Raw genomic sequence first — 11582 nt, 5'->3', positions numbered from 1 at the left:
CGTCATCTTGTGCGCTGCCTTATGCCCTGTTATCGATGCCTGGAAATGAAACTTGAGGCCTTCATTCGCAAATAAAAAATATTGTTTTTGCACCCTCAAGTTCACTGAATCAGTGTCGTAATGAGGCGATTTTTCCTGAAAAAGAATGTCGCTCCCTCCTCAAGTTTTCTTAAAAGGTGTCCGTTATCTTCAGTAGACGCTTAACAATTGAGGCCCCCGCCGCAAGGGGCAGCACGAAGTGGGGGTCAATCGAATGGGGGGATCCCCCCAAACTGTGATTCTTCCATCGGGCCTATTGAGCGACAGTGTGTCCATGTAAGGCAGTTCCCTACATGTTGAATTCCAGCTCGGTGACTCAATGAATGGAAGTTGGATGATTCAGGTTGTTTGGCGAGAAGCCGAAGATACGTATGAGGGAATTGTCGCTGCGATCAAGAAAGCGGCGCAAATTGAGGATGCAGTACAACAGAGATTGAATTGGAGGATGTTCAAATGAAAAGTACCCGTCTACTAGATGAAATTCGCGAAACCAACCTGTCTTATTTGTTGCTGGCTCAGCAACTGATTCGCGAAGACCGCGCCGAAGCAACCTTCCGTTTGGGCATTTCCGACGAAGTGGCCGAGTTGATCGACCAGCTGACCACCGCGCAAGTGCTGCGTATTGCCTCAAGCAACATGCTGATGTGTCGTTTCCGTTTCGACGACGAAGTGGTTTGGAACTTGCTGACCAGTCACACCAAAGACCGCAGTGTTTCCGGTATGCATGCAGCAATCATCATGTCTGGCAAGGCAGTGAACGCTGCTGCTTAATCAAAGACACGGTATCTACTCAGGATGTAACAAGAAAAACTCAGGCATCCAACATTGACATCAGACAGGGGTCAAAAAAATCATGGCTAAAGTTAAATCAATCATCGACGAAGCAGCACAAATTCAATTGGCCACTCAGCTGATTCGCCTGGATGCGCGCTTGCAGGTTCTCGAGTCTGAAACACAGTTGTCTCGTGAACGTTTGTTGAAGCTGTACAAAGAACTCAAACACAAGTCGCCCCCCAAAGGCATGCTGCCTTTTTCAACCGACTGGTTCATGACCTGGCAGCCCAATATTCACTCTTCCCTGTTTATCAATATCTATCAAACGCTGATCAAGAGCACAGACATTGAAGACATTGAAGCCATCATCAAAGCCTACAGAATGTACCTGGAGCAAATTACCCAGTTGGGTTTGCCCGAAGTGCTGTCGCTGACTCGCGCATGGCGCTTGGTGAAGTTTTTTGATGCCGGCATGTTGACCACCACCGAGTGCAAAGACTGCGAAGGCCGTTTTGTGGTGCACACGTATGAATTGGTGAACGATTATGTGTGCGGCCTGTGCCACATGCCTTCTCGCGCCGGTAAAACGCGACAGTCGGCAGCAGACCGTTTCTTCAACGAAGAAGCAAGTATCGAAGCTTAAGTATTCAGTTTGCAAAGCCCAGGGAGAAGGGCTTTTCGTTTACCCCCGCTGCACCAAAAGGTCCGGTTGCATCCTCCCACCCTCTGTCTCTTCCGGGTCTGCAGTGGGGGTTTCTCACTCCCGAATGACCAGCCAATGTTGCTGGTCATTTTTATTAAACCCCCCTCAAAAATGGCTATCACCAAGGATTGTGAAATCCTGGCCATGCCTTGAAATCACCCAGAAAAGCCACTTTATTCGGACAAAAGATTTTACAAATTCTGCCGACAATACCTATACAGAAAAACCATTCATCGACAGAGAACTTCAACCCATGTTAGTAGCAATCGGATTCGTGATCGTGATTTTCTCCGTGTTGGGCGGTTTCGCCTTCATGGGGGGGCACCTGGTAACGCTGTGGCAGCCTGTTGAAATTTTGATCATTGGCGGTGGTGCCTTGGGTGCATTCATTGTCAGTAACACGCCAAGCATTTTGAAAGCGACAGGCAAGGCTTTGGGTGGTGCATTCAAACCCAGCGCAATCACCAAGGCTTTTTACATGTCTTTGATGGCCTTGATGTACGAAATCCTGACCAAAGTGCGCAAAGAAGGTTTGATGTCGATTGAGGGCGATGTTGAAGAACCTGAGCAAAGCCCCTTGTTTCAGAAGTATCCCGAGGTATTGGCCGATCATCACATTGTTGAATTCCTGACCGATTACCTTCGCTTGATGGTCAGTGGCAACCTGAACCCCATGGAAATTGAAAACCTGATGGATGGCGAGCTTGAAACCCACCACCAGGAAGCACACACCCCCCAATCTGCCGTTCAGCAAATGGCCGACGGTTTGCCGGCATTCGGTATCGTGGCTGCGGTGATGGGTGTGGTACACGTGATGGGCTCAGTGGGGCAGGTCAGTAACGCCGAACTGGGCGTGATGATTGCCGCTGCCCTGGTGGGTACTTTTCTGGGCATTTTGCTGGCCTACGGTTTTGTGGGCCCTTTGGCCAGCATTATCAACCACAAAATTTCAGAGTCATCCAAGCCATTCGAGTGTGTGAAAACCACTTTGCTGGCAAGCCTGAATGGTTACTCACCCGCACTGGCTGTTGAGTTTGGCCGAAAGGTTCTTTATTCCACAGAGCGTCCAACTTTCATTGAGCTGGAAGAGCACGTGAAGAGCACCAAAGGCAAATAAAGGCAAACAAGCACCATGGCGAAGTCTGACGAAGAACGTCCAATCATCGTAGTCAAGAAGATCAAGAAAGGTGGCCATGGTCACCATGGCGGCGCCTGGAAAATTGCGTACGCCGACTTCGTGACTGCCATGATGGCTTTTTTTCTATTGATGTGGCTGCTGGGTTCTACCTCGGAAGGTGACCTGAAAGGTATCTCTGATTACTTCAACTCACCATTGAAGGTGGCACTGGTTGGGGGTCCCGGATCCGGTACCGCAACGAGTGTAATAGACGCAGGTGGTACTGATTTGTCGCGCTCCGTGGGGCAAATCAAAAGCGGAAGTACCGACAAGGCCACCAACAGCAGTACCTCCGATGCCACGGCAGAGGCGCTCGAGCGGGCAGAGTCCAAGCGCTTGCTTGAATTAAAGGGGGAAATAGAGGGCCTAATCGACGCATCAGATTTGATGAAACAGTTTAAAAATCAAATCATGCTGGACATTACGCCTGAAGGTTTACGAATTCAAATTGTGGATGAGCGAAATCGCCCCATGTTTGATTCTGGCAGTGCTGTGTTGAAAGGTTACATGAAAGACATTTTGCGCAATTTAACCAAGTTGTTAAACCAGGTGCCCAACAAGCTGACCTTGTCAGGCCACACCGATGCAACGCCGTATGCCATGGGCAACAGGGGTTACAGCAACTGGGAATTGTCGGCAGACCGGGCCAACGCCAGTCGTCGGGAAATGTACACGGCGGGAATGCCGGACCAGAAAATATTGCGGGTGGTGGGTTTGGCCTCCTCGGTGTCGCTGGATGAAAAAGACCCCTACGCCGCAGTGAACCGAAGAATTGCGATTGTGGTGATGAACAAACGCGCAGAAGAAGCAGTGCGGGCGCTGGCCAATCTGGATGAAGGGCAAGACCCCAATTTGATTGAGCTGCCGCCTGTGCCCAAAGTTGAAGGCTTGCCGTTTCCAAAAAACGGGTCAAGTACGAATTGAAAGAAACAGACTATTTGTCAGGAGCAACATGATGCAAAACGATTATCGCTTGATGAACATGATTGACGAGAAGGCAAGACTTGCAGGCTCCAACAAAATGGAGTTGCTGCTTTTCTCGTTGGGTTCCACCGAGGTGTTCGGTATTAACGTGTTCAAGGTCCGCGAAGTGTGTGAAACCTTGCCCATCACGCGAACCCCCAACATGCCTGCTGGCGTGGAAGGCATCATTTCATTGCGCGGCAGTATTTTGCCGGTGATTGACTTGGCACAGTGCCTGCGCATGGGCAATGGTGAAGCGCGCACCAAGCTGATCATCACCGAGTTTTCTTCACACACCCAGGCCTTCCTGGTGCAAGACGTAGACCGCATTGTGCGCGTGGACTGGGAGCAGGTGAAATCGCCCCAAAGCATTGGTCAGTCGCAAAGTGCAATGATCACTGCCCTGACAGAACTGCCCGATGGCAAGCTGGTGTCCATTCTGGATGTTGAGCAAATCCTGGGTGAAGTAATTGGTGAGGGCGATGTGCCCAATATGGACAGCATGCGACCCGACCATCCATACCCTGTGTTCTTTGCAGACGATTCGAACATGGCTCGCAAGAAAATTACTGAGGTGCTGGAGAAGCTTCACCTGCCTTACCAAAGCGCCATCAACGGTCGCGAGGCTTGGGAGAAACTGCGCAACATTGCCAGTCGTGCCGAGCAGGAAAACAAAGACATCCGGGATGTTGTATCTCTCATCCTGGTGGATGCCGAAATGCCAGAAATGGATGGCTACGTGTTGACACGTCACATCAAGGAAGATGTTCGCTTCAAGGGCATTCCTGTCGTGATGCATTCCTCACTGTCGTCTGTGGCAAACAAAAAGTTGGGTCAGCAAGTTGGTGTGGACGCCTATGTGGGCAAGTTCCATCCCGAAGAGTTGGCGCAGATGGTTACCTCAATGCTTCACCCAGCGTAAGGAGCAAGCATGAACCCCGAAGATTTAAGAATCCTGATTGTTGACGACTTCTCGACCATGCGTCGAATTGTTCGCAACCTGTTGAAGGAAATTGGCTACAACAACGCCGATGAAGCGGAAGACGGTGCAGTGGCTCTGGCCAAGCTGAAAGCTGGCAATTTCAACTTTGTTGTCAGCGATTTGAACATGCCCAATATGAACGGCTTTGAGTTGCTGCAAAACATTCGTGCTGATGCCGAACTCAAGCATTTGCCTGTGTTGCTGGTGACCGCAGAAGCCAAGAAAGAGGACATCGTGACCGCAGCCCAAATGGGTGCCAATGGTTACATCGTCAAGCCTTTTACCAAGGCAACCCTTGAAGAAAAGCTGGGCAAGATCGTCGCGAAGATGTCTGTCTAATAACGAAGAATCAGAAATGGAGAGGTCGCAACGATGAGCCCAGATAATCTGAAAAGTGGTGACAACGACGATTTGGAAGCGTTGTTTGATGAAATCGCAGAACAACGTGTTTGGGATGATGCACCTGCTGCCGCCCCACAGGCATCGCCGTCTGTCGCACCCGATGCTCAAGCACCAGTGAATTCCAGCCCAGCCGACGAAGAACCACATGATGTGTTTCGCCGTGTAGGTTCTTTAACCCGCAAACTCCACGATGCCTTGCGTGAACTGGGTTACGACAAAAGCGTTGAGCATGCGGTGAACGCCTTGCCCGATGCACGCGCCCGCTTGAACTACATTGCAGACCTGACCGGTAAAGCGGCCGAGAAAGTGCTGGCGGCGGTGGAGGCCTCTCAAAAACTGAATGATGATGTTTCAGCCCGTGCCGCAGAACTGGACAGACAGTGGGATCGCCTCTACAACAACGAGATGAGTCTTGAAGAGTTCAAGTCACACGCCCGTGAAAATCGCGAATTCATGAAAGAGATCAGCCAGTGCAGTGGTCAATTGGGAGGGCACCTCACCGACATCATGATGGCGCAAGACTTCCATGACCTCACTGGTCAGGTTGTTAACCGCATCGGCAATATGGCGCAGGGCCTTGAAGAACAACTGGTTCAGCTGTTGCTCGACACCACGCCACCCGACCAGCGCAAGCAGGTTGAAGAAACATTCCTCAATGGTCCGGCCATCAATGCAGAAGGTCGTGCCGATGTGTGCAGCAATCAAAGCCAGGTCGATGACCTGCTGGAAAGCCTAGGCTTCTAACAACACCAACAACCGGGCTGACGTGGGAGAATACAAATGAGCGCATTCAGTGATGTCGAACTGCTACAGGACTTCTTGACCGAGGCAGGCGACTTGTTGGAAGACGTGGACAGCAAGCTGGTCGAACTGGAGCAAAGCCCGGAAGATGCCGATTTGTTGGCCACTGTTTTCCGGGGTTTTCACACCATCAAGGGTGGTGCCGGTTTTCTGGAAGCAACACACCTGGTGGAGTTGTGCCACAAAACAGAAAACCTGTTTGACCTGTTGCGTTCCAAGAAGCTTGTTCTTGATGCTGAAATGATGGACTCTATCATGGCCGCCACCGGTGAGGTACACCGCATGTTCGGTGAAATGCGCAACGGGCACCAGCCAGGCGCAGCGCCTCAGGAATTGCTGGAAGCACTCGACGCAGCCATCGAAGGGCGCACCGTGGCACCCGCTGCAGCGCCAGTTGTGCAAGTCGCTGCGGCAGTACCCGCGCCAAGCCAGCCCAAAACATTGAATGAACTCGCACAAATTTCAGAGGATGATCTGGATTGGGCCGGTTTGTACGAAGCCGTGGTAGGTGTACCACCCCGAGAGCTTGAACAGGCTGCACTAAGCACAGGCATGGCCACTGAGGCAATTGCAAGGCAGGCCGCTGCCGCAGTTCGCCCCAAGGCGCCACCACCCAAAGCAAAAGCAGCTCAGCCTGCAGCAGCCGTACAAAAAGAAAATACCATTCGTGTGGACACCGCGCGTTTTGATCAAATCCTGAACCTCAGCGGTGAAATCGGTTTGACCAAAAACCGCTTGAACTGCCTTTTCCAGGCTTTTGCATCCGGTGCCAGCAATGAAGAATTGATCAAGTCGCTTGACACGGTAGTTGGCCAACTTGATATGCTGGTTTCCGATTTGCAATCGGCTGTGATGAAGGCCCGTATGCAGCCAGTGGGCCGCGTATTCCAGAAATACAGTCGCTTGGCCCGTGATGTTTCTCGTCAGTTGGGCAAAGACGTTGAATTGGTGATTGAAGGTGCGGAAACCGAGGTGGACAAATCCATTCTCGAAGAGTTGAATGACCCCTTGATCCACCTGGTGCGCAATGCGGTGGACCATGGTATTGAAACCATTGCAGATCGCACAGCCTGCGGCAAAAATCCCAAAGGTATTGTCAATCTTTCCGCTCGTCAGACTGGTGATCACATTGTGATCGAGATTCAGGACGATGGCCGTGGCATGCGCCCGGAAATCATTCGCGAGAAAGCGGTTGAAAAAGGTTTGATTTCCGCCGAGGAAGCAGGGCAGTTGAGCGTGCAGGAAAGCCTGCAACTGATTTTCCTGCCAGGTTTTTCAACCAAAGATCAAATTTCGGATATTTCCGGCCGCGGTGTTGGCATGGATGTGGTGAAAACCAATATTCAGCGCCTGAATGGTCGCATTGAAATTCAATCCGAGCCAGGCCATGGTTCTACCATCACGATTTTGCTGCCACTGACCTTGGCCATTTTGCCCGTGTTGATGTTGAAGCTTGAAGAGCAAATTTATTCCCTGCCTTTGTCCTGTGTTCGGGAGATCATTCCGATCGAAGAAGACAAGGTGCAATACGTGGGTGGCAAGCCCACCATGGTGGTGCGTGGTGAGGTGATTCCATTGCTTGACCTGGCCACTTTAATTGGTCGCGAAAGTGCACCGACTCCGAAGGTGGGTGTGCTCACAATCAGCGGCAACAAGGCGTGTATTTTGGCGGTTGATTCGCTGGTGGGCCAGGACGAAGTGATGATCAAGCCGTTGGATGGGGTAAAACCCAAGGGTGTGGCTGGTGCCACCTTGTCAGGTGAAGGCTTGCTGGTGCTGGTACTTGAACTTCGCGAGTTGATTGAAGGAAAGCTGTAAGTAGAACTAAGGTGTTTTTCAGGGTTTTATAACCCGTATGGTTAACTCCATTTGCTTCGATAATTGAATCATCGGCACAAGATGCCAATGACATTCACACACACCTGACGAAACAAGTCAGGGGCAAGGAGTTGACCTGATGAATTCACTGTACCGCTCGATTGAAAAAAGTTTTTTTTACACACTCAGTCGAAAACTGTTTGGCAATGTGGCCGGTATTGCAGCTGTTGTATTGATCGGTTACCTGGTCATTTACAGCTGGGCGATGGGCAAGCTGGCCCCCGAACAAATGGGCGACTTTCGCCTCATTCTCAGTATTTCCCTTGGGTTTACCTTGCTTGCCTGCGCTGGTGCTTTTGTATACCTGCGCCACTTAATCGTGCGCCCCGTACGTTTGCTCAGCGAGCGCATGGATCAACTGGCCAACGGCGAGGGTGATTTGTCAGTGAACCTGCCTACGGTAACTGAAGACGAACTGCGTGGCCTTGCAGAAAACTACAATGCCTTCATGGTGCGCCTGCGTGACCTGATTCACGAAATTCGCCGAATGACTGCGCAGGTTTCCATGGAATCGGTGCGTGTTTCCGGTAGCTTGAAAGACGCCAGCCGCACCGCTGACAAGCAAGGCAATATCACTTCCGAAATTTTCCAAGCGGCTGACCAGGCATCAAGCGCCATGGAGAATGTGGCCAATAGCGCAAACTACCTGTCGCGTGCCACCGAAGAACACCTCGAAACGGTGAATTCCTCCTACCGTGAACTGCTCACTGTTGCCGATGAAATGAACGCTGCATCGGGCAGTTTGAACAGTTTTGGGCACACCGTTGAGAAACTGGCCGAAACGGGCAAAGGCATTGAAAACATCGTCAAGCTGATCAATGACATTTCAGATCAAACCAATTTGCTGGCCTTGAACGCCGCTATTGAGGCTGCTCGCGCTGGCGAACAGGGGCGAGGATTTGCGGTGGTTGCCGATGAAGTGCGTGGCCTGGCCGAGCGTGTGAAGTCAGCCACTGGTGAAATTCGGGGCAATATTTCGTCCATGCTTCGCTTGGTTGGCGACACTCAGCAAGAGACGCGCGAAATCAATCAAAGCATTCTGAAAGGCCAGCAAACGGTGAGCACCTCATCGGCCAAATTCTCTGGCATGGTCCACAGCTTTGAGGAAATGAGTACGCAAATCAATGACGTGACCCAGCAAGTTCAATCGGTCAAACAGATCAATATGGAAGTGTCTGGCAAAGCATCGGAAATACGCGAGACCGCGCAGTCGGTAATCAATCAGACCAGCGAGTCCGAGAAATCAAGTTCAGAACTTGCGGCAGCCACAGATCGAATCAAAGAGCTGGTAGCCCGGTTCAAAATTGGCAAGGGTGCCTACGAGCAAATCATCGAGCAAGCCATATTGGCACGCGAGCAATGCAAGAATGTATTGATCGAGGCCCTGGACAATGGCCATGATATTTTTGATGAAGCTTACAAAGCGGTGCCCAATTCCAATCCGCAAAAATACAGCACCCGCTACGACAAAGCTGTGGAGCGTCCGCTGCAAAATGCCTACGATCAGTTGGTGGCCAATGTGCCCGGCTCGGTGTTCTCCTTGTGCGTGGATAGAAAAGGTTATGCCCCAACGCACAATAGCAAGTATTCACGCCCCTTGACCGGCGACCTGAAAAAAGACTTGGTGGAAAGCCGAGACAAACGCATGTTCAGCGACCCGGTGGGTTTGCGTGCAGCGCAAAACCTGTCGCCCTGGTTGTTGCAAACTTATCGGCGTGACACCGGTGAAGTGTTGAATGACTTGTCACTGCCCATCGAAATCAACGGGCGCCACTGGGGTGGCCTGCGCTTGGGCTTCAGCCCCGAGTTGTTGATCAAGGATTAAGTACCAGCATTTCAAAAAACGGATAGGGGTCCGTTTCTCACCGCGCTCAGGCGCGGTTTTTTTTTGCCCAGTCTTTCAAGGTTGCTTCGCAGGCGTTCAATACGGTAATCAGTTTTGCGGTGCTGTTCTCGAAGTACGCAATACTTTTTACCCCGGATTGCCTGCAAGCCACCTCCAGTTCTTCTGCCAAATTGCGGCACTCCTCAAAACCGATCGCGGCGCTTGCACCTTTGATGTTGTGCGCAGCGTCACCCAAGGCGTTCAGATCCTGCCTGTCGCGTGCAGTTTGTAGCTTTCCAATGTAGCTTGGGCATTCTTTGACAAATACTTCGATCAACATGATCAACAGGCCAGTGTCGTTGTCGATTCGCTCCAGAGCTTCGGTGGGGTCGTAATGCATGGATTTGAATGTGAATACAGAAGAATCCCATGTTACCTCTTCAAATCGGGGTTTTGAATTGCGTGTATCCTTTTCATAATAAGAACATTCCAACACCGCAGGTGCTGCTTTGGCAGAAGAAACCGATCAGGAAAAAGACTTACCCGCGTCGGAACAGAAGATCCGTAAAGCGCGAGAAGAAGGCAACCTTCCCCGTTCCAGAGAGCTGGGCGGAGGCGTGGTGCTGCTCGCTGGTGTTGGCTTGCTTTACACCATGGGGGGCGAACTGGTCAGCCAAAGTGAAAAGCTGATGCGCCAGGGTTTGGTGCTAGACCGCGCGCAGGCTTTTGACACCAAACACATGGGTTTGAAATGGGTGTCCATGTTGCAGGAAAGCCTGTTCATTCTCATTCCCCTTTTTCTTGTGGTGGTGGTGGCTGCGATTGTTTCCAACATTGCAGTGGGTGGTTTTAACTGGTCCACCAAACCGCTTGAGCCCAAGCTTTCAAAACTGAACCCGATCAAGGGTTTGAAAAACATATTCTCGGTCAACGGTTTGGCCGAGCTCGTCAAAGCCATTTTGAAAACAGTGGTGTTGGGCGGCGTGGGCTATCTGCTCCTGATGCAGGATCTGGGTGAGTTCACTCAGTTGTCAGCCATGCCGCTTGAACATGGCATGGCCGAGACTGCGCGAATTACCATCAAGGACGCGCTTATTCTTGCGATTGCATTCCTGTTGATTGTGTCGATTGATGTGCCTTATCAGCTGTGGCGCTACTACAAAGGTTTGCGCATGAATCTGGAAGAACTCAAGCGAGAATCGAAAGAGTCGGAAGGCGACCCCCACCTGAAAGGCAAGATCAAAAGCATGCAGCGAGAAGCAGCACGACGCCGCATGATGGCTTCGGTACCCAACGCTGATGTAATTGTCACCAACCCCACGCATTACTCTGTTGCCTTGAAATACGACAAGGATGGCAAAGGTGCGCCCCGCGTGGTGGCCAAGGGCATCGGCCCGCTGGCCTTGAAAATTCGGGAAGTGGCCAAGGAAAACAAAGTGCCTTTGGTGGAAGCGCCGCCACTGGCCCGTGCCTTGTATTCCAATGTTGAGCTTGAGCAGGAAATTCCGGGTGCCTTGTACACGGCAGTGGCCAAATTGCTGGCTTATGTGTATGCACTTGCGGAAGGCAAGGGGCACATGGTGGAAGTGCCTGGAGAGGCGGATATTCCGAAAGGCATGGATCCGGGGCCGGCTGCCTGAGGACCACCGCTGCTGTGTGTTGCCCACTCGGCGTGGGTTACTAGTTCCGAACTGGATGGGTGACTTGGGAGCCAAACTTGAAGGGTCACCGCTGCCCGAAAACTTGGCATTTCGGCTTGTCAGCTTGAGCCTGCACTAAGCCAAGCCCTCCAAAAGTAACGGTCGGGTCTTGGCTTTCGCGCCAAGGCGCGATTGTTGGTCTCGGCGCGCCAAGCCGGCAAGTTTTCTGACTGGTCATCGTGCGACCCATTGCAAGTTCAGCTCCCAGCACTCCCGTGCAGCGCTTCGCTACCTCCGAGCGACTCACGGCGGTGTTCAATGGTCAATAGGCACTGGCGAATCTCCCTAACCACGCAACTCACGGCTGATTTCATCGCCCAATCGGCGGCGGTGTTTCG

At 51.7% G+C, this 11582-nt stretch carries 11 protein-coding genes; 10 read left to right on the top strand and 1 reads right to left on the bottom strand.

All coding sequences use genetic code 11. The features are described from left to right. Nucleotides 1–492 precede the first annotated feature (492 nt). From flhD to B4C79_RS02805, 9 genes are all read left to right on the top strand, one after another. Entirely contained in the window at nucleotides 493–810 is a 318-nt protein-coding gene (flhD, locus tag B4C79_RS02845) for a flagellar transcriptional regulator FlhD (protein ID WP_008253127.1), read from the top strand. A gap of 82 nt (nucleotides 811–892) precedes the next feature. After that, nucleotides 893–1456, top strand: a complete 564-nt coding sequence (gene flhC / locus B4C79_RS02840; protein ID WP_105028593.1) for a flagellar transcriptional regulator FlhC — start codon at nucleotides 893–895, stop codon at nucleotides 1454–1456. Nucleotides 1457–1769: 313 nt separating this feature from the next. Further along, nucleotides 1770–2633, top strand: coding sequence for a flagellar motor stator protein MotA (gene motA, locus B4C79_RS02835; RefSeq protein ID WP_105029823.1), 864 nt, complete (start codon nucleotides 1770–1772; stop codon nucleotides 2631–2633). Nucleotides 2634–2648: 15 nt separating this feature from the next. After that, entirely contained in the window at nucleotides 2649–3617 is a 969-nt protein-coding gene (motB, locus tag B4C79_RS02830; RefSeq protein ID WP_291739553.1) for a flagellar motor protein MotB, read from the top strand. 28 nt (nucleotides 3618–3645) lie between these two features. Next, nucleotides 3646–4578: a chemotaxis protein gene (locus B4C79_RS02825; RefSeq protein ID WP_008253131.1), complete on the top strand. Its 933-nt coding sequence runs from the start codon at nucleotides 3646–3648 to the stop codon at nucleotides 4576–4578. Nucleotides 4579–4587: 9 nt separating this feature from the next. Continuing rightward, the gene (cheY, locus tag B4C79_RS02820; RefSeq protein ID WP_105028596.1) at nucleotides 4588–4977 is read left to right on the top strand and encodes a chemotaxis response regulator CheY; all 390 of its coding nucleotides are present in this window, start codon (nucleotides 4588–4590) and stop codon (nucleotides 4975–4977) included. Nucleotides 4978–5010: 33 nt separating this feature from the next. Then, nucleotides 5011–5784: a protein phosphatase CheZ gene (locus B4C79_RS02815; protein WP_291739552.1), complete on the top strand. Its 774-nt coding sequence runs from the start codon at nucleotides 5011–5013 to the stop codon at nucleotides 5782–5784. 36 nt (nucleotides 5785–5820) lie between these two features. Next, nucleotides 5821–7659 carry a chemotaxis protein CheA gene (locus B4C79_RS02810; protein WP_291739551.1) on the top strand — a complete coding sequence of 613 codons (1839 nt, stop codon included), beginning with the start codon at nucleotides 5821–5823 and terminating at the stop codon, nucleotides 7657–7659. A gap of 139 nt (nucleotides 7660–7798) precedes the next feature. After that, nucleotides 7799–9544: a methyl-accepting chemotaxis protein gene (locus B4C79_RS02805; protein WP_171098262.1), complete on the top strand. Its 1746-nt coding sequence runs from the start codon at nucleotides 7799–7801 to the stop codon at nucleotides 9542–9544. Nucleotides 9545–9590: 46 nt separating this feature from the next. Here the strand turns inward: B4C79_RS02805 and B4C79_RS02800 are convergent, their stop codons facing one another. Beyond that, nucleotides 9591–9944, bottom strand: a complete 354-nt coding sequence (locus tag B4C79_RS02800; protein ID WP_171098264.1) for an Hpt domain-containing protein — start codon at nucleotides 9942–9944, stop codon at nucleotides 9591–9593. A gap of 109 nt (nucleotides 9945–10053) precedes the next feature. Here B4C79_RS02800 and flhB point away from each other — a divergent pair, with 109 nt between their 5' ends. Then, on the top strand, nucleotides 10054–11184 hold the full coding sequence (gene flhB, locus B4C79_RS02795; RefSeq protein WP_171098266.1) for a flagellar biosynthesis protein FlhB: 1131 nt from the start codon (nucleotides 10054–10056) through the stop codon (nucleotides 11182–11184). Nucleotides 11185–11582 lie beyond the last annotated feature (398 nt).

It is taken from the genome of Limnobacter sp. UBA7229 (genome assembly GCF_002473065.1).
In the GTDB taxonomy this organism is placed as follows: domain Bacteria; phylum Pseudomonadota; class Gammaproteobacteria; order Burkholderiales; family Burkholderiaceae_B; genus Limnobacter; species Limnobacter profundi.
Note: the sequence above shows the minus strand (reverse complement) of the source record. Positions and strands in the feature narration are given on the sequence as shown.

Bases quoted from the DNA above. Each gene is read 5' to 3' on its own strand.
- flhD (WP_008253127.1), top strand. From the start codon at position 493: ATGAAAAGTACCCGTCTACTAGATGAAATTCGCGAAACCAACCTGTCT.
- flhC (WP_105028593.1), top strand. From the start codon at position 893: ATGGCTAAAGTTAAATCAATCATCGACGAAGCAGCACAAATTCAATTG.
- motA (WP_105029823.1), top strand. From the start codon at position 1,770: ATGTTAGTAGCAATCGGATTCGTGATCGTGATTTTCTCCGTGTTGGGC.
- motB (WP_291739553.1), top strand. From the start codon at position 2,649: ATGGCGAAGTCTGACGAAGAACGTCCAATCATCGTAGTCAAGAAGATC.
- B4C79_RS02825 (WP_008253131.1), top strand. From the start codon at position 3,646: ATGATGCAAAACGATTATCGCTTGATGAACATGATTGACGAGAAGGCA.
- cheY (WP_105028596.1), top strand. From the start codon at position 4,588: ATGAACCCCGAAGATTTAAGAATCCTGATTGTTGACGACTTCTCGACC.
- B4C79_RS02815 (WP_291739552.1), top strand. From the start codon at position 5,011: ATGAGCCCAGATAATCTGAAAAGTGGTGACAACGACGATTTGGAAGCG.
- B4C79_RS02810 (WP_291739551.1), top strand. From the start codon at position 5,821: ATGAGCGCATTCAGTGATGTCGAACTGCTACAGGACTTCTTGACCGAG.
- B4C79_RS02805 (WP_171098262.1), top strand. From the start codon at position 7,799: ATGAATTCACTGTACCGCTCGATTGAAAAAAGTTTTTTTTACACACTC.
- B4C79_RS02800 (WP_171098264.1), bottom strand. From the start codon at position 9,944: ATGCATTACGACCCCACCGAAGCTCTGGAGCGAATCGACAACGACACT.